Consider the following 17,352-nt stretch of genomic DNA (forward strand, 5'->3'; position numbering starts at 1 on the left):
TATCCTCTGTCGTCTATCAGTGCGCGTGGTAGGTCACGCGCGATGGCACCTGCTTGAACTTGCCCATCTGGCTCCACCATGGCATCAGCAGGAAGAAGCTGAAGTAGACCAGGGTGCAGACCTGCGCCAGGATCGTGTAGACCGGGGTTGGCAGCTGGGTACCGAGGTAGCCCAGGGTCACGAAGGACAGGCCGAACACGGCGTACACATACTTGTGCCAGTCAGGACGGTAGCGGATCGACTTCACCGGCGACTTGTCCAGCCATGGCAGGAAGGCCAGGATCACGACCGACGAACCGAACAGCAGGACGCCCCAGAACTTCGCATCCAGCATGCCAGGCAGCATGCCGATAATGCACAGCAGCGCGATGACGGCGATCGCTGCCTTGGTCTTGAACGACAGCTTCGATTTCATCCAGACGAATACCACGTACGCAGCGATCGCGACGATCAGCACGTTCAGGAAGTCCGAGGTGATCGCACGCAGCACCGAGTAGAACGGGGTGAAGTACCAGGTCGGAGCGATGTGCGCCGGGGTCTTCAGCGAGTCTGCCGGGATGAAGTTGTTGTACTCCAGGAAGTAGCCGCCCATCTCAGGGGCGAAGAACACCACCGCCGAGAAGATCACCAGGAACACCGATACGCCGAACAGGTCGTGCACGGTGTAGTACGGGTGCGAAGGGATCGAGTCGACCGGATGGCCGTCCGGGCCCAGGTTCTCTTTCACTTCGATGCCGTCCGGGTTGGACGAGCCGACTTCGTGCAGCGCGATCAGGTGCGCAGCCACCAGGCCCAGCAGGACCAGCGGCAGGGCGATCACGTGGAACGCAAAGAAGCGGTTCAGGGTCGCGTCGGAGACGACGTAGTCGCCGCGGATCCACAGCGACAGGTCAGGGCCGATCAGCGGAATCGCGCCGAACAGGTTGACGATCACCTGTGCGCCCCAGTAGGACATCTGGCCCCATGGGAGCAGGTAGCCGAAGAACGCCTCGGCCATCAGCATCAGGAAGATCGCGAAGCCGAACAGCCAGATCAGTTCGCGCGGTTTGCGGTACGAACCGTACAGCAGGCCGCGGGTCATGTGCAGGTACACCACGATGAAGAACGCGGAAGCGCCGGTGGAGTGCATGTAGCGCACCAGCCAGCCCCACGGGACTTCGCGCATGATGTATTCGACCGAGCCGAAGGCCAGCGCGGCGTCCGGCTTGTAGTGCATGGTCAGGAAGATGCCGGTGACGATCTGCAGCACCAGGATCAGCATCGCCAGCGAGCCGAAGATGTACCAGAAGTTGAAGTTCTTCGGGGCGTAGTAGCGGCCCCACTGGTCGTACCACAGCTTCGAGGCCGGGAAGCGGTCGTCGACCCAGGCCAGCGCCTTTTGTGCTGCCGGCGCGTCGGCCGGCAGTTTGGTTTCTTTAAACGCGGCCATTATGCTTCGCCTTTCTCGTCTTTACCGATGATGATGCGGGTGTCCGACAGGTACATGTGGCGTGGTACCTCGAGGTTGTCCGGTGCAGGCTTGTTCTTGAACACGCGGCCGGCCAGGTCGAAGGTGGAGCCGTGGCATGGGCACAGGAAACCGCCTGCCCAGTCGTCCGGCAGGTTCGGCTGCGCGCCAGGGGTCACGCGCGCGGTCGGCGAGCAGCCCAGGTGCGAGCAGATGCCCACGGCCACCAGGTACTCCGGCTTGATCGAACGCCATTCGTTGCGTGCGTATTCCGGCGTCAGTACGTCAGGTGCGCGCTCCGAGTTCGGGTCGGCGACCTGGTCATCGGTCTTCTTGAGCGACTCGACCATCTCCGGCGAACGGCGCATGATCCATACCGGCTTGCCGCGCCACTCCACGGTCTTCATTTCGCCCGGCTGCATGCCGGCGATATCCACTTCTACAGGCGCGCCGGCCGCTTTCGCGCGCTCCGACGGCTGGAACGTGCTTACCAGCGCCGCCCCGGTGGACAAACCGACGACACCACCCGCCGCGCACGTCGCGACGAGCAAGCCGCGTCGACCTGAATCGACCTGCTTTTCGTTACTCATACCAACCCCAATCAGTCAAAAATGCGGAATCTTGAGAAGCAAAGGGAGCTTCTAGCAACCTTAAATTATAAGGGAAGCAGATGGCGAGTTAAATAAAAAGTTGTTGACAGCCCCATCCGAAGGCGGCTTTTCATGGCTTTTTGGCAGCCGGACCGTCGAAAATACGCCGCGGCGGGTACCGGCGGTCGCCCATCCTCTTGCAACTTTGGTAATATCAGTCACCGGTTACCGGTCAATACAGAGGAGGCAGGCATGGGCATGATGCAGGAATTCAAAGAATTTGCCGTCAAGGGCAGCGTGGTGGACCTGGCCGTCGGCGTGATTATCGGCGCGGCGTTCAGCAAGATCGTCGATTCCCTGGTCAACGACATCATCATGCCGCCAGTCGGCTACCTGCTGGGCGGGCTGGATTTCTCGAACTACTACATTGCGCTGAACAACCAGGCCGCCGGGCTGCCCCTGGCGGAGGCGAAGAAGCTGGGCGCGGTGATCGCGTACGGCAACTTCTTCTCGGTCGTGTTGAATTTCCTCATCCTGGCGTTCATCATCTTCCAGATGGTTCGCCTGATCAACAAGGCGCGCCGCGGTCCGGATGCCGCCGCCGCGGCCGTCGCCGCCGAAGAAGTGCTGCTGCTGCGCGAGATCCGCGACAGCCTCAGGCGCTAGCGCTTCGGTCATCCCGGCCTTCGCCGGGATGACCGCCTTTCCTTTAGCGGTGACAGAGCCTTTTCCCTTTTTGTGAGAGACTGGGGACATGCGACGTTACTGGCTGCTGTTTGCCCAAGCCGTCACCATCTGCCTTGCGCTGTACATGGTGATCGCGGCGGTTCGTCCGGACCTCCTGCGCGGTCCCGTCCGCACCGTGGAGCTGGGCACAGGCGCCCGTCCCGCCGCGCTGATCCAGTCTCCCGGCCTGCCGCCGTCCGGCAGCTACCGCGAGGCGGCCGACCGCGCCATGCCGGCCGTGGTCAACATCCTCACCTCCAAGGCGTTGCCGCCCAACCACCCGCTGCTGAACGACCCGTTCTTCCGCCGCTACTTCGGCGAGCGCAACCCGCAGGCGGAAAACGCCAGCCTGGGGTCGGGCGTGATCGTGAGTCCCGATGGCTATATCCTGACCAACTACCACGTGGTGGAGGCCGCCGACCAGATCGAGGTCGTGCTGCCCGATGGCCGCCGCGCCATCGGCAAGGTGGTCGGCACCGATCCCGAGACCGACCTGGCGGTCCTGCGCATCGACCTGAAGAACCTGCCCGTCATGATGCTGGGCCACCCGGAGCAGGCCAAGGTCGGCGACGTGGTGCTCGCCATCGGCAATCCGTTCGGCGTCGGCCAGACCGTCACCATGGGCATCATTTCCGCGGTCGGCCGCACCAACCTGCGCATCAACGAATTCGAGGACTTCATCCAGACCGACGCGGCGATCAACTTCGGCAACTCGGGCGGCGCGCTGGTGGACACGCGCGGCAACCTCCTGGGCATCAACTCGGCGATCTTCTCGCAGACCGGCGGCTCGGTCGGCATCGGCTTCGCCATCCCCGTGTCGACCGCGCGTTCTGTGCTCGAATCGATCATCCTCAAGGGCTATGTGGAGCGCGGCTGGGTCGGCGTCGAATCGCAGGACATCACGCCGGAGCTGGCCGAGAGCTTCGGCCTGCCGCGCGACAAGGGCGCCATCATCGCCGGCGTGGTGCGCAACGGCCCGGCCGACCGTGCCGGGATCAAGCCGGGCGACATCCTCCTGGCGGTGAACGGGCAGCCGGTCCCGGACACCACCGTCATGCTCAACCTCATCGCCAAGCTGCCGCCCGGCCGCAAGGCTAAAATGACGGTCCTGCGCAGCAACCGCGAAGCCACGCTGGACGTCAGCGTCGGGAAGCGGCCACGCGCCCGTTAAGAGGACCCCGATGCACCTGCGCGACCTGACGCAATACCTGAACGAACTTTCCGAGAACAACAACCGTCCCTGGTTCATCATGAACAAGCCGCGCTACGACATCCTGCGCGAGGAGTTCCTGCAGGTGGTGACGGAACTGATCCGCGAGCTGGGCAAGTTCGATCCGCTGATCGCGGACTGCAATCCGAAGAAGGCCATGTTCCGCATCAACCGCGACGTGCGCTTTGCCGCCGACAAGCGGCCGTACAAGACCAATTTTTCCGCCGCGCTGGCGCCGAACGACAAGCGCCGCCCCACGCATGCGGGCGGGCCGACCTACTACTTCCACATCCAGGACGGCAAGCTGCTGTACGGCGCCGGCGAATACATTCCGCCGGCGCCGCGCCTGAAAGCGATCCGCGAGCGCATTGCCAACGATGCGACAGGATTTTCGAAAGTACTCAAAAATAAGGCCTTGAGAGCAAGCTACGGCGACCTCGCGGAAGAGGAGCGCCTGCAACGGCCGCCCAAGGGATTCGATCCCGCGCACGAGCACATCGAGTACATTAAATTCAAGAGCTTCTTTGTCTGGAACGAGGTGCCGCTCAAGGTCAATGAGCCGGACCGGCTGGTGCCGGACCTGGTGCGCGGCATGAAGGACGCCTATGCGCTGGTCGAGTGGTTGCGCGGCGTGAAGGTAAGCGAACAATAACGGAGGAGTTCCAATGGCTTTGCAACATGCGGCATCGGGAGACAGGATTTCGCTCAAACGCAGCGACGACGACATTGCGTCGTTCACGTCGGTCGCGCTGGCCAAGACCGAGCACATGGAACTGATGCGGATCCTCGTCACCAAGGACAGGCCGATCCCGGAGCACAAGCTGGAAGGGGAGATGTCGCTGGTATGCCTGGAAGGCGAGCTCGCCGTGGACGCCTACGGCACGACGACCACGCTCAAGCCGATGGAAATGCTGTACCTGAGCGGCGGCGTCCCGCACGCCATCCGCGCCAGCGAAGACTCGATTGGCCTGATGACCATCCTGCTCCACCCCTGCTAGCAAGGACAGAGGACTGTCCCCGCAGGGACCGTCCCCATCCATCCTCACTCGCCGCGGGGATCGCGGGCCAGGAGCGCCGCCACCATCGTGCGCGGATCGACGCCGTCGAACAGCACGCCCGCCACCGCATTGGTGAGTGGCATATCCACCCCCAGCTTCGCCGCCAGATCCCGCACCGCCTTGGCGCACGGCACGCCTTCGGCCACGTGCCCCAGCTCGCGCACGACGGTATCGAGGCTCTTGCCCTCGGCCAGCCCCAGCCCCACGCGCCGGTTGCGCGACAGGTCGCCGGTACAGGTGAGGATCAGATCGCCCATCCCCGTCAGGCCCATGAAGGTGCTGGCCTGTCCGCCGAGCGCCGTGCCCAGCCGCGTGATCTCGGCCAGCCCGCGCGTGATCAGCGCCGCGCGCGCGTTCAGCCCGAGCCCCAGGCCGTCCGACACGCCGGTGGCGATCGCCATGATGTTCTTGACCGCGCCGCCGACCTCGACGCCGACCACGTCGTCGCACGAATACAGGCGCAGGTTCGCCCCGTGCACGGTGGCGACCACTTTTTCGCGCAGCGGCTGCGACAGCGACGCCACCGTCAGCGCGCACGGCAGTCCGCGCGCGACTTCCTGCGCGAACGAAGGTCCCGACAGTACGGCGGCCGGCACGCCGTCGCCCAATACCTCCGCCACGACCTGGTGCGGCAGCAGCCCGGTGTCGTACTCGAAGCCCTTGCACAGCCAGACGATATTGGGGATGTTGCGGCCCTTGAGCTGCATGAGCAGCGGCCGCAGTCCGGCCACCGGCGTGGCGGCGATCAGGAGGCCGTCCGCCCCCACGTGCGCGAGCGCGGCGTCGAAGTCGGCGCTGGCCTGCAGCGACCCGGGGAAGGGATAGCCCTTGAGGTAGGCCGCGTTCTCGCGGTCGCGCTGCATGGCCTGCATGGTGTCGGCGCTGCGTCCCCACAGGACGACGTCGTGGCGCGCGGCGAGCGCGATCGCAACGGCGGTGCCCCAGGCGCCTGCGCCCAGCACGCTGACCTTGCGCGGTGTGTGATGTGATTGCATGGTGATTTCTAGATGCCCCAGAGGTCCGAGGCCTTGACGTAGCCGATGATGCCGTCCTTGTGCCGCACCTTGACCCAGGCCGCGATCTCGGGATCGGCCAGTTCCAGCACGACGCCCTTGTCCGCAAACATCACGACCTGCGCGCCGTCCTCGCCGGAGGCGCGCACTTCGACGCCGTCGAAGCGCGCCACGACGCTACGGCGCGGCATCAGGCGCTTCGCTTCGGTCCATGCGGCGTCGCCGTGGAAGTCGCGCACCTTGACCCATTCGCCGTAGCGCAGCACGACTTCGACGGGCATGCCTGCCGGGGCCACGAACAGCTTGGGCGCCTTGGGCGAGGGTGCGTCATAGAAGATGGCCGGCGCCGGTCCGACGGTCTTGAAGTCGGTTGCCGCGCAGATGGCGGGAGCGAGGGCGACGATGGATGTGGCTGCGATCAGGCGTGCGAATGTCATGACCAGGCCCAGTAAATGGCGTCACGCCGGCATGCCGGCGTGACGGATGGCGGCGCCAGGCCGCCCCGGGCCCGAAGGCCCCTGTGCTGCTTAGTGCTGCTCGGTCGATGCTGCCGGCGTGCCTGCAGCCGCCTGTGCCAGGGCTTGCTGGCGCTGCTGGTAGAACGCTTCGAAGTTGATCTCGGCCAGGTGCACTGGCGGGAAGCCGGCACGGGTGATCACGTCGGCGATGTTCGCGCGCAGGTACGGGTAGATGATGTTCGGGCAGCCGATGCCGAGCAGTGGCTCCATCTGGTCTGCAGGAACGTGGCGCACTTCGAAGATGCCAGCCTGCTTGCCTTCGACCAGGAACGCGACCTTGTCCTTCACCTTGGCGGTGATGGTGATGGTCACGGAAGCTTCGTAGATGCTGTCGGCGATGGTCTCGGCGCCAACGTCCAGCGACACTTCGATCTGCGGCACATCCTGCTCGAGGAAGATCGATGGCGAATTCGGTTGTTCCAGCGACATGTCTTTCAGGTAGACGCGCTGGATTTGGAATACTGGTTGCTGGTTTTCTTCGGACATGGAACGCTTTCGTTTAAAAATTAAGGGACGGCTCCGGCCGTCCGACTGCGTAGCGGTAGCTTTTTAAAAACGCGACGGCAATTGTATCAAAACCAATTGTTCGGTAGAACAGTTTCGCCGCCGCGCCTGGTACGGCGCTTATTCGCCGTTGAGCAGGGGGTCGAGCTTGCCGGCCTGGTCGAGTGCGTACAGGTCGTCGAAGCCGCCCACGTGGGTGTCGCCGATGTAAATCTGGGGAACCGTGCGGCGCCCGGTACGTTCCATCATGACGACGCGTTGGTCCGGGTCGAGGTCGACACGGATTTTCTCGATATTCTTCACGCCTTTGGCTTCCAGCAGGCGTTCGGCACGCACGCAGTAAGGGCACATGGCGGTGCTGTAGAGGAGTACTTGGGCTGTCATCGTTGTTCCTTTCTTTACTTGGCGACCGGCAGGCCGGCTGCCTGCCATGCCGCGAGTCCGCCGTCGAGGCTGGTTACATCCGTGAAGCCGGCGGCGGCCAGCTGGCGCACGGCGCGGTCGGCGCGGTTGCCACGCTGGCACACGACCACGACCGTGCGGTCCTTGGCCTTGCCGAGCTCGCCGATGCGGGCAGGGAGTTCACCCAATGGGATGTGCTTGGCGTCGCGCAGGTGTGCTTTGGCATACTCTGCAGCATCGCTTACGTCCAAGATGGTGGTCTTACCACGATTTATCAACTGGATGACTTCGGTCGGGCTCGAGCGCCGGCCGCTGCCGCGAAACGCGGGAAGCATCAGGGCGATGCCGGAAAAAGCCGCGATGGCGACGAGCAAGATGTTATCGATTAAAAATTCCACACAAAGTTCCAATGGTTCATGCAATCCGGCCATTATAAAATAGAAGGCGTTTTTCGACCTTAAACCACTTTTGACCGGAAGCTATGTACAAAATCGTCTTGATGCGCCACGGAGAATCCACCTGGAACCGCGAAAACCGTTTCACCGGCTGGACCGATGTCGACCTGACCGAGCAGGGCATGTCGGAAGCCCGCGCCGCCGGCCAGATCCTCAAGGAGGAGGGCTATACCTTCGACCTGGCCTATACCTCGGTGCTCAAGCGCGCGGTGCGCACGCTGTGGCTGACCATGGACGAGATGGACCTGATGTGGATTCCGGTGAAGAACGACTGGCGCCTGAACGAGCGCCACTACGGCGCGCTGCAGGGGCTGGACAAGGCCGAGACCGCGGCCAAATTCGGCGACGAGCAGGTGCTGGTATGGCGCCGCAGCTATGACATCCCGCCGCCGGAACTGGCCCGCGACGATCCGCGCGCGTCGTTCGACGACCCGCGCTACGCCAACGTGCCGCGCGAGCAGGTCCCGCTCACCGAGTGCCTGAAGGACACCGTGGCGCGCGTGATGCCAGCCTGGGACGAGGACATCGCCCCGGCGATCCGCGCCGGCCGCAAGATCCTGATTTCCGCCCACGGCAACAGCCTGCGCGCCCTGATCAAGATGCTGGACGGGATCAGCGACAAGGACATCGTCGGCCTGAACATCCCCAACGGGCAGCCGCTGGTGTATGAGCTGGATGCCGACCTCAAGCCGATCCGCCACTATTACCTGGGCGACCAGGAAGCGATCGCCGCCAAGATGCACGCTGTCGCGAACCAGGGTAAGGCAAAGTAAGCTTGAAATCGTTTGTACAACGGGTGGCGCTGGCCGCCGCCCTGGCGCTGCTCGCAGCCGGCGCGTCCGGGGCACCTGCCGCCAAACCCACGGAACGCAGCAAGCAAAAGGCTGTGGCGGAGAAGTCGCGCGAGAACATCCGCGAGAAGCTCAGCGCGCTGAAGAAGGAGATCAGCCGCACCGAGGCGCAGAAGGAGGACGTGGCCGACGAGCTGGCGGAATCCGAGGAAGCGATCTCGGACGCCAACCGTTCGCTGCGCGAACTGGCCGAGGAAACCGCGCAGACCAACCAGAAGGTGCTGCAGCTGGAGGAAAAGCGCGCACAGCTTGCCGCCACGGTCGAGGCGCAGAAGCGCCAGCTTGCCCGGCTGCTCAAGGAGCACTACGTGGCCGGCAGCGAGGACCGCATGAAGCTGCTCCTGTCCGGCGACAACCCGAACCGCATCAACCGCGACCTGCAGATGATGGCCTACGTGTCGCAGGCCAAGGCGCGCCTGCTCGATTCGCTGCGCGCCAACCTGGCCGCGGCGGAAGCCAATACGCAGGACGCGCTCAACGCCAAGGCCGAGCTGGACGAGATCGCGCAGGAAGAGCTGCAGCAGAAGGCAAAGCTGGAGCAGGAGAAGGCCAAGCGCGCGCAACTGCTCAGCACCCTGTCGCAGAAGCTGGTCACCCAGCGCAAGCAGGTGGGCAGCCTGGAACGCGACGAAGCGCGCCTCGGCCGCCTGGTGGACAACCTCTCCGTGCTGATCCGCGAGCAGCAGGCCAAGGCCGCAGCCGCCGCCAAGCGCCGCGAGGAACAGCGGGCCGCGAAGCTGGCTGCCGCCAAAGCCAAGGCCGAAGCGGACCGCATCGCCAAAGAGAACGCGGCCAGGCCGGGCGCCAAGCCACCCGCGCCGTTCAAGCCGACCGACCCGATCGACGATGTCGAGCCGCCGAAGGTCGCCGCAGCGAAGGTCGAGGAAGAGGAAGTGCCTGAGGTGACGCTGGCCCCGGCCGCGCCGAACGGCAGCTTCGTGAACCTGAAAGGCCGCATGGTGGCGCCGGTGGCGGGCACGGTCGCGGCGCGCTTTGGCGCCAAGCGCGGCAACGAAGGACCGAGCTGGAAAGGCATGTTCATCAAGGCCAACGAGGGCGCGGAAGTGCGCGCTGTGGCGCAGGGCCGGGTGGTGTTCGCCAACTGGATGCGCGGCTTCGGCAACCTGATCATCGTCGACCACGGCAACGACTACCTGTCCATCTACGGGAACAACCAGTCGCTGCTCAAGCGGGCCGGCGACGCGGTCAAGGGCGGCGACGCCATCGCCACGGCCGGCAACACCGGCGGTAACGAAGAATCGGGTCTATACTTCGAATTGCGGCATCTCGGCCGCGCATTCGATCCGGCGAGCTGGGTCAAGTTCTGACGAAGCGGGTGGCGCGCATGAAATTGAAGAATCTGGGCCTGGTCGGCATCGGCATGGTGGCCGGGATCGCGGTCTCGGTGCAGTTCTCCGCCTTCGCCCAGAAGGGCGGGCCGGCCATGCTGCCGCTGGAAGAGCTGCGCCAGCTGGCCGACGTGTATACCCTGATCCAGACCGACTACGTCGAAAAGGTCGACGGCGGCAAGCTGCTGTCCGACGCGATCGGCGGCATGGTCGCGTCGCTCGATCCGCACTCGGTGTACCTGGACAAGGAAGCGTTCCGCGAAATGCGCGAGAGCGTGGAGGGCAAGTTCGTCGGCGTGGGCATCGAGGTCGCCAGCGAGGACGGCTACGTCAAGATCGTCGCGCCGATGGAGGATTCGCCGGCGTGGCGCGCCGGGGTCAAGGCGGGCGACCTGATCACCCGCGTGGACGACACGCCGGTGCGCGGGCTGTCGCTGGACGACGCCATCGAACGGATGCGCGGCGAGCCGGGCAGCCGCGTCACGCTGACCATCGCCCGCCGCGGTACCGAAAAGCCGCTGCCGTTCACCCTCGTGCGCGAGGAAATCAATGTCAAAAGCGTCAAGGCGGCCTTCGTGGAGCCGGGCTACGCCTGGGTGCGCGTGGCGCAGTTCCAGGACGATACGCTCACCGAACTGGCGAAGAAGCTGCGCGAGCTGTACGCCAGGGACAGCGCGATCAAGGGCCTGGTGCTGGACCTGCGCAACGATCCGGGCGGCCTGCTGCCGGGCGCGATCGGGGTGACGGCGGCGTTCCTGCCGAAGAACCAGCCGATCGTCTCGACCGTGGGCCAGGTCGCCGATTCGAACCAGGTGTTCTACGGCCGCAAGGAATACTACGTGGAGCCGGGCGAGGAGGATCCGCTGGCGCGCCTGCCGGGACAGCTCAAGACCGTGCCGCTGGTGGTGCTGGTCAACGCCGGTTCGGCGTCGGCGTCCGAGATCGTGGCCGGCGCGCTGCAGGACTACAAGCGCGCCGTCGTGATGGGTTCGCAGACCTTCGGCAAGGGCTCGGTGCAGACCCTGCGCCAGCTCACCGAGGACACCGCGCTCAAGCTGACCACCGCGCGCTACTACACGCCGAAGGGCCGCTCGATCCAGGCGCACGGCATCGTGCCGGACCTGCCGGTCGATGAAACCGCCGAGGGCGACACGGTCGATGCGCTGCTGATGCGCGAAGCGGACCTGGAACGGCATTTGGCCAACAAGTCCTCGCCCGAGTCGGCGCGCCAGGTGCGCGACCCGGAAGAGGAACAGCGCGCGCTGGCGCTGCTGCGCGAGCGCGAGCAGTTCGAATACGGCAGCGCGCAGGACTTCCAGCTGGCGCAGGCGATCCGGCACTTCAAGGGCCTGCCGGTCCAGTTGTCCAAACCGGCCGCGCGCGCCACGGTCGCAGCCGCCCCGGCTGCCGCGGTCAAGTAATCCCGGCCGATGAACGACGAACAGCTGCTGCGCTACTCGCGCCACATCCTGCTCGACGACATCGGCATCGAAGGGCAGGAGAAGATCCTTGCCGCGCACGCGGTGGTGATCGGCGCGGGCGGACTGGGTTCGCCGGCCGCCATGTACCTGGCCTCCGCCGGCATCGGCCGCATCACGCTGGTCGACGACGACGACGTCGATCTCACCAACCTGCAACGCCAGATCGTGCACACCACGCAGCGCGTGGGCGCGCCTAAGGTCGAGTCGGCACGCGACGCCCTGCTGGCGATCAATCCCGACATCGAGGTCCTTGCGCTGCGCGAGCGCGTGTCCGGCGACCGACTCGGCGAGATCGTGCGCGGCGCTTCCGTGGTGCTCGACTGCTGCGACAACTTCGCCACCCGCCATGCGGTCAACCGGGCCTGCTTCGCGCATGGCGTGCCGCTGGTGTCGGGCGCCGCCATCCGCTTCGACGCGCAGCTGTCGATGTACGATCCGCGCGATGTGGCCTCGCCGTGCTACGCCTGCCTGTTCCCCGAGGGGCAGCGCTTCGAGGACGCGGCCTGCAGCACCATGGGCGTGTTCGCGCCGCTGGTCGGCATCGCCGGCTCGATGCAGGCGGCCGAGGCGCTCAAGCTCGTCACCGGCGCCGGCGAGCCGCTCACCGGACGCCTGTCGATGCTGGACGGGCGCCGCATGGAATGGACCACCATCGCCGTGGCGCGCGATCCGCAATGCCCCGTATGCCATCACGATAACAACAAGGAGACCTGAATGAAGCCCATCTATGCACTGCTGCTCGCGGCAGGCTTTGGCGTGCAGGCGCACGCCGCCACCACCACGCGCTACGACATCTTTGTCGATAACGGCAAGCGCGCCGGCGAGCAGGTAGTCGAGCAGGGCGACGACGGGGTCACGCGGGTCAGGTACATCTTCAAGGACAACGGACGCGGACCGGAGCTGACCGAGACCATCCGCTTTGCTGCCGACGGCACCATGAGCGAATATGCGGTCAAGGGCAACTCGACCTACGGCGCGGTGGTCGACGAGCGCTTCGAAGTGAAGGATGGCGTGGCGAGCTGGCGTTCCACCACGGAGCAGGGCAGCACGAAACTGAATGGCGGCGCGTTCTACGTGCCGCTGAACAGCTCGATGGTGCCGGTGTCGGCGTCGATCGGCGCGATCGCCGCGCGGAACGGCGCGCCGCTGCCGCTGCTGCCGACGGGGACGCTGTCGCAGCGCACGATCGAGGAGTTCGACGTCACCGCCGCCGATGGGCGCAAGCAGAAGGTGCAGCTGATCGCGCAGACCGGCATCGGCCTGCGTCCGCAGCTGGTGTGGGCCACCACCGGCGCCGCGCCGCGCGTGTTCGCATCGATCTATCCCGGCTACGCGGCCCTGATCGAGGAAGGCTGGAAGGATGCGGTCAAGCCGCTGACCGAGCGCCAGAAGGCGGCCGAGGCCAAGATGCTGCAGGAGCTGTCGGCCAGGCTGATGCACCCGATGCCTGGCCTGACCGTCATCCGCAACGCGCGCGTGTTCGACAGCGACAAGGCGGTGCTGACGAAGCAGTCCGACGTGTACGTCCTGCGCGGGCGGATCACCGCCGTACTGCCGGCCGGCTCGAAGGTGTCGGGCGCGCACAGCGAGATCGACGCGCAGGGCCGCGTGCTGCTGCCCGGCCTGTTCGACATGCACGGCCACGCGAGCCGCTGGGACGGTGGCCTGAACCTGGCCGCCGGCGTGACCACGGTGCGCGACATGGGCAACGACAACGAGCAGCTGCAGTCGATCATGGACGACCTGGAAAAGGGCACGCTGTTCGGCCCGCACATCGTCCCGGCCGGCTTCCTGGAAGGGGATAGCCCGTACTCGGCCAACAACGGCTTCGTGGTCAAGACGCTGGCCGAAGCCAAGAACGCGATCGACTGGTACGCGCGCCACGGCTACCCGCAGCTCAAGATCTACAACTCGTTCCCGCCGACGCTGCTGAAGGACACGGTGGCGTACGCGCACCAGCGCGGCCTGCGCGTGTCCGGCCACATCCCGGCCGGCCTGCGCGCGTTCGAGGCGCTGGACGCGGGCTACGACGAGATCAACCACATCAACCAGGTCATGCTGAACTTCCTGGCCACGCCGCAGACCGAGACGCGCACGCTGGAGCGCTTCGTGCTCCCGTCCGAGAAGACCGCGGACCTGGATTTCAATTCGCCGGTGATCAAAAATTTCATTTCGAGACTGAAAATGAAAGGAACTGTCATCGACCCCACGCTCGCCACGTTCGCGTTCCTGAAGCAGAAGGACGGCGACATGAACGAGCCATTCGCGCCGGTCGCCGACCACATGCCGCCTGACGTCGCGCGCGGATTCCGCGTCGGCACCATGAAGATCCCGGACGATAAAACGCTGGCGCGCTATGAAAAGTCGTACCGCAAGATGGTCGAATTCGTGGGCCGCCTGTACAAGGAAGGCGTGCCGATCGTCGCCGGCACCGATGAAATGCCCGGCTTTACCCTTCAGGCAGAGCTGGAAATGCTGGTGAAAGCAGGCCTGACCCCGGCCCAGGCACTGCAGGTCGCCACCAGGAATGGCGCCAGGTACACGCTGACCTCGCACGAGCGCGGCTCGGTCACCCCGGGCAAGCTGGCCGACCTGGTGCTGGTCGATGGCGACCCGACCCGCAACATCGGCGACATCCGCAAGGTCGCCGCGGTGATCACCCGCGGTCACCTGGTGATTCCGTCCGAGGTTCACAAAGAGCTGGGCATCGCGCCGTTCGTGCAGGAGTCGCCTGCACTTCGTGCGGTTACCCAGCAGTAAAAGTGGTTATACTTTCCCACCCTTTCTAAAACAGACACATATGCACACTGTTGAAAACCGCCGCCAGCGCGGCTTTACGCTGGTCGAAATCATGGTCGTGGTGGTGATCATCGGGATCCTCGGCGCGCTGGTCGTGCCGAAGCTGCTGGGCCGCACCGGCGAAGCCCGCGTGACCGCGGCGCGCGCCGACATCGCCATGCTCGGCCAGGCCCTCAAGCTCTACAAGCTGGACAACCAGCGCTACCCGACCACCGAACAGGGCCTGCAGGCCCTGGTCAGCAAGCCGACCACCGGCCCGTCCGCCAACGGCTGGAAAGGCGGCGGCTATGTCGAGAAGCTGCCGAAGGACCCATGGGGCAACCCTTACCAGTACCTGTCGCCGGGCATCCACAGCGAGGTAGACATATTCTCGCTCGGCGCCGATGGCCAGCCGGGCGGCGCCGGTGACGACGCCGACGTCGGTTCCTGGGAGTGAGATGAAGCAGTGGAAGGCGGCACGCGGCTTCACCCTGGTGGAGCTGATGGTCGTCATGGTGATCATCGGGATCGCCCTGGGCGTCGTGTCGCTGAACATCGTGCCGGGCCCGCGCGAAGCGCTGGAGAAGGAGGCGAACCGCATCGCGCTGCTGCTCCAGCTGGCGCGCGACGAAGCGATCGTGCGCAACCGCCAGGTGGTATTCGAGGCGCAGCCTGACCGCTACCGCTTCCTGGTGCGCACCGACACCGGCTGGGAAGCGCTGCCGCAGGACGACATGCTGCGCGAGCGCGCCTTCAGCCACAGCCCCATCTCGCTGTCGCTCGACCCGCCCGGCGCGGGGCAGGCCAACCCGCTGCGCATCACCTTCGGCCGCGAGCCGGTCGACCGGCCGTTCGTGCTGACCCTGGCCGACGGCGCTCATGCCGTCGCCATCCATGCCGACGGCATCGGCCACTTTACCGTTCAATGAGCCAACACCAGATGCCACCGTCATACCAGCGAAGGCTGGTATCCATGCTGAATTTCCGGCAGAGTCGAACTGCGCGTGTGGGCGGATTCACTCTGCTCGAAGTGCTGGTCGCGCTGGTCATCGTCGGCACCGCCCTCGGCGCCTCGCTGCGCGCGGTCGGCAGCCTGGCCTCCAACAGCAGCGGGCTGCGCGCGGCCATGATGGCCACCTGGTCGGCAGAGAACCGCCTGGTGGAAGTGCGCCTGCGCCGCGAATTCCCCGAGGTGGGCAAGCGCTCCTTCCCCTGCCCGCAGGGCGACCTGAACCTCGTGTGCGAGGAGGAAGTCCTGCCATCGCCCAACCCGCGCCTGCGCCGCATCGAAGTCTCGGTGTTCGAGATCGAAGCGCCGGAGCGCCGGATCATCAAGCTGGTCCAACTGGTGATGCGCGAACGATGAAGAACCGCGGCTTTACCCTGGTCGAACTGCTGGTCGCGATCTCCATCCTGGCGCTGGTCGCGGTGCTGGGCTGGCGCGGCCTGGACGGCATCGTGCGCGCGCGCGAAGCGCTCACTGCGCAGATGAATACCACGCGCGGCATGCAGCTGGCGTTCGCGCAGATGCAAAGCGATGGCGAGCACCTGGCCACGCCCGCCGTGCTGGGCCGGCGCAGCATGCTGGCGGCCGACAATACCCAGCTGGCCCTGGTGCGCATGGTGTACGCCGAAAACCAGCCGAGCCGGCTGCAGGTGGTCTCCTACCGCATCGAGAACGGCACCCTGGTGCGGCGCGAGTCGCTCGCCACGCGCGACATGGCGCAGATCGACATCATGTGGAAGGCGGCCGTCTCGAACGCCAATCCCGCGACGCCTGTGGTGCTGCAGCAGGGCGTGAACGAACTCACCGTGCGCGTGTTCGAAACCAGCATGTGGCGGCCCGCCGCGTCGCCCGCGATGGCGCCGCAGGGCATGACCGCCGCGCCCAACGCGGTCGCCGCCCCCGCCATGATGAACGAGGCGCCGGCCGGGATGGAAGTGGCGATCACGGTCGAAGGCCAGCAGGTCCCGATGACCAAAGTCTTCCTGCTGGGGGGCGTGTGATGCGGCTGACCCGCCAGCGTGGCGTGGCCGTGGTGACGGCGCTGCTGCTCACCACCCTCGCCGTCACCATCGTCGCCAGCCTGTTCTGGCAGCAGCAGGTGCAGGTGCGCACCATGGAAAACCAGCGCCTGCAGCTGCAAACCCGGTGGATCCTGCGCGGCGCGCTCGATTACGCGCGCCTGATCCTGCACTCGGACGCCAGCTTCAACCAGTGGACCTCGCTCGACCAGGTCTGGGCCACGCCGCTGGCCGAAACGCGCCTGGACCAGTACATCGAACGCGAGCGCATCGAAGGAGAATCTTTCGATGCGACACTTTCGGGACGGATTATTGACGCCGCCTCGCGTTACAATCTCAGGAGTCTGGCCGACGGCGGGATGATCATTCCGGAAGAAGTGGAAGTGTTCGGGAACCTGCTGGAACGGCTGCAGCTCAATCGCGCGTTGGCGCAGCGGGTGGCGCAGGCGGTGCTGCGCGCGCAAGTGGGCGCGCCGCCGCAGCAGGGAGCGGGAGGCGCCGCGCCGCAGGCTTCGGGGCAGGGCAGGCCGATCGGGCTGTCGAGCGTGGACGACCTGCTGGCGGTGGAAGGGTTCACGCCGGCCATGGTGGCGAAGCTGCGCGAGTTCGTGATCGTGCTGCCCAAGCGGAGCCGGGTGAACGTCAATACGGCATCGGCGGAAGTGCTGGCGGCGGTCATGGGCAAGTCGGTCGGGGAGGCGAATGCGCTGGTCGCGGCGCGGAAAACGGCAGCGTTCAAGGAAGACTCCGATTTCGAGAACCGGGCGCGGTTCACCCCGAAAGGCCTGAAGACCTACGCGGTGGTCAGCGAGTGGTTCCTGGTCGAGAGCCGGATCAGGCTGGACCGGGCAGCGTTGAATACGCAGGCGCTGATCAACCGCCAGCTGGCCGCACCCCGTAGCACGACGCTGGTCTGGATCCGGCAAAACTGAGAACGAGAGCAAA

21 protein-coding genes are annotated in these 17,352 nt (G+C 65.7%); 14 read left to right on the forward strand and 7 right to left on the reverse strand.

All coding sequences use genetic code 11. The features are described from left to right. Positions 1–16 precede the first annotated feature (16 nt). A complete protein-coding gene (locus ACFSQR_RS01860; RefSeq protein ID WP_377727455.1) occupies positions 17–1,429 on the reverse strand; it encodes a cytochrome bc complex cytochrome b subunit in 1,413 nt (470 codons plus the stop codon). Further along, entirely contained in the window at positions 1,429–2,037 is a 609-nt protein-coding gene (petA, locus tag ACFSQR_RS01865; protein WP_377727457.1) for a ubiquinol-cytochrome c reductase iron-sulfur subunit, read from the reverse strand. The genes ACFSQR_RS01860 and petA overlap by 1 nt, the downstream gene beginning before the upstream one ends. Before the next feature lie 252 nt (positions 2,038–2,289). Here petA and mscL point away from each other — a divergent pair, with 252 nt between their 5' ends. The 4 genes from mscL to ACFSQR_RS01885 all read left to right on the forward strand — a co-directional run bounded on the left by mscL (position 2,290) and on the right by ACFSQR_RS01885 (position 4,971). Then, positions 2,290–2,703, forward strand: coding sequence for a large conductance mechanosensitive channel protein MscL (gene mscL / locus ACFSQR_RS01870; protein ID WP_377727460.1), 414 nt, complete (start codon positions 2,290–2,292; stop codon positions 2,701–2,703). A gap of 88 nt (positions 2,704–2,791) precedes the next feature. Next, entirely contained in the window at positions 2,792–3,934 is a 1,143-nt protein-coding gene (locus tag ACFSQR_RS01875) for a S1C family serine protease (protein WP_377727462.1), read from the forward strand. A gap of 10 nt (positions 3,935–3,944) precedes the next feature. Continuing rightward, a complete protein-coding gene (locus ACFSQR_RS01880; RefSeq protein WP_377727464.1) occupies positions 3,945–4,625 on the forward strand; it encodes a DUF2461 domain-containing protein in 681 nt (226 codons plus the stop codon). Between the two features lie 13 nt (positions 4,626–4,638). Beyond that, positions 4,639–4,971, forward strand: coding sequence for a hypothetical protein (locus ACFSQR_RS01885; RefSeq protein ID WP_377727466.1), 333 nt, complete (start codon positions 4,639–4,641; stop codon positions 4,969–4,971). Positions 4,972–5,015: 44 nt separating this feature from the next. Here the strand turns inward: ACFSQR_RS01885 and ACFSQR_RS01890 are convergent, their stop codons facing one another. The 5 genes from ACFSQR_RS01890 to ACFSQR_RS01910 form a co-directional block, all read right to left on the reverse strand. Continuing rightward, entirely contained in the window at positions 5,016–6,026 is a 1,011-nt protein-coding gene (locus tag ACFSQR_RS01890; protein WP_377727469.1) for an NAD(P)H-dependent glycerol-3-phosphate dehydrogenase, read from the reverse strand. A gap of 8 nt (positions 6,027–6,034) precedes the next feature. Continuing rightward, the gene (locus ACFSQR_RS01895; protein ID WP_377727472.1) at positions 6,035–6,481 is read right to left on the reverse strand and encodes an SH3 domain-containing protein; all 447 of its coding nucleotides are present in this window, start codon (positions 6,479–6,481) and stop codon (positions 6,035–6,037) included. 90 nt (positions 6,482–6,571) lie between these two features. After that, complete coding sequence (gene secB / locus ACFSQR_RS01900) at positions 6,572–7,048, reverse strand: protein-export chaperone SecB (RefSeq protein WP_377727475.1); 477 nt, start codon at positions 7,046–7,048, stop codon at positions 6,572–6,574. Between the two features lie 138 nt (positions 7,049–7,186). Next, on the reverse strand, positions 7,187–7,450 hold the full coding sequence (grxC, locus tag ACFSQR_RS01905) for a glutaredoxin 3 (protein WP_377727478.1): 264 nt from the start codon (positions 7,448–7,450) through the stop codon (positions 7,187–7,189). 14 nt (positions 7,451–7,464) lie between these two features. Continuing rightward, the gene (locus ACFSQR_RS01910) at positions 7,465–7,866 is read right to left on the reverse strand and encodes a rhodanese-like domain-containing protein (protein WP_377727480.1); all 402 of its coding nucleotides are present in this window, start codon (positions 7,864–7,866) and stop codon (positions 7,465–7,467) included. A gap of 83 nt (positions 7,867–7,949) precedes the next feature. Here ACFSQR_RS01910 and gpmA point away from each other — a divergent pair, with 83 nt between their 5' ends. The 10 genes from gpmA to gspK are packed head-to-tail and all read left to right on the forward strand — an operon-like array spanning position 7,950 to position 17,339. Beyond that, positions 7,950–8,696 (forward strand): 2,3-diphosphoglycerate-dependent phosphoglycerate mutase, encoded by a 747-nt coding sequence (gene gpmA, locus ACFSQR_RS01915; protein WP_377727482.1) that lies wholly within the window; start codon positions 7,950–7,952, stop codon positions 8,694–8,696. Positions 8,697–8,698: 2 nt separating this feature from the next. After that, a complete protein-coding gene (locus tag ACFSQR_RS01920) occupies positions 8,699–10,102 on the forward strand; it encodes a murein hydrolase activator EnvC family protein (RefSeq protein WP_377727484.1) in 1,404 nt (467 codons plus the stop codon). 17 nt (positions 10,103–10,119) lie between these two features. Next, entirely contained in the window at positions 10,120–11,544 is a 1,425-nt protein-coding gene (locus ACFSQR_RS01925; RefSeq protein WP_377727487.1) for a S41 family peptidase, read from the forward strand. Positions 11,545–11,553: 9 nt separating this feature from the next. Further along, complete coding sequence (locus tag ACFSQR_RS01930; RefSeq protein WP_377727489.1) at positions 11,554–12,318, forward strand: HesA/MoeB/ThiF family protein; 765 nt, start codon at positions 11,554–11,556, stop codon at positions 12,316–12,318. Next, a complete protein-coding gene (locus tag ACFSQR_RS01935) occupies positions 12,319–14,364 on the forward strand; it encodes an amidohydrolase family protein (RefSeq protein ID WP_377727492.1) in 2,046 nt (681 codons plus the stop codon). Between the two features lie 40 nt (positions 14,365–14,404). After that, on the forward strand, positions 14,405–14,839 hold the full coding sequence (gene gspG, locus ACFSQR_RS01940; RefSeq protein ID WP_377727495.1) for a type II secretion system major pseudopilin GspG: 435 nt from the start codon (positions 14,405–14,407) through the stop codon (positions 14,837–14,839). A gap of 1 nt (position 14,840) precedes the next feature. Then, positions 14,841–15,311 carry a GspH/FimT family pseudopilin gene (locus ACFSQR_RS01945; RefSeq protein WP_377727497.1) on the forward strand — a complete coding sequence of 157 codons (471 nt, stop codon included), beginning with the start codon at positions 14,841–14,843 and terminating at the stop codon, positions 15,309–15,311. 44 nt (positions 15,312–15,355) lie between these two features. Next, positions 15,356–15,748, forward strand: coding sequence for a type II secretion system minor pseudopilin GspI (gene gspI, locus ACFSQR_RS01950; protein WP_377727500.1), 393 nt, complete (start codon positions 15,356–15,358; stop codon positions 15,746–15,748). Beyond that, entirely contained in the window at positions 15,745–16,389 is a 645-nt protein-coding gene (locus ACFSQR_RS01955) for a prepilin-type N-terminal cleavage/methylation domain-containing protein (RefSeq protein WP_377727503.1), read from the forward strand. The genes gspI and ACFSQR_RS01955 overlap by 4 nt, the downstream gene beginning before the upstream one ends. After that, positions 16,389–17,339, forward strand: a complete 951-nt coding sequence (gspK, locus tag ACFSQR_RS01960; RefSeq protein ID WP_377728291.1) for a type II secretion system minor pseudopilin GspK — start codon at positions 16,389–16,391, stop codon at positions 17,337–17,339. Before ACFSQR_RS01955 ends, gspK begins: the two co-directional genes overlap by 1 nt. The last annotated feature ends 13 nt before the right edge of the window (positions 17,340–17,352 follow it).

It is taken from the genome of Pseudoduganella sp. GCM10020061, from assembly GCF_042683405.1.
Classification (GTDB): Bacteria; Pseudomonadota; Gammaproteobacteria; order Burkholderiales; family Burkholderiaceae_D; genus Telluria.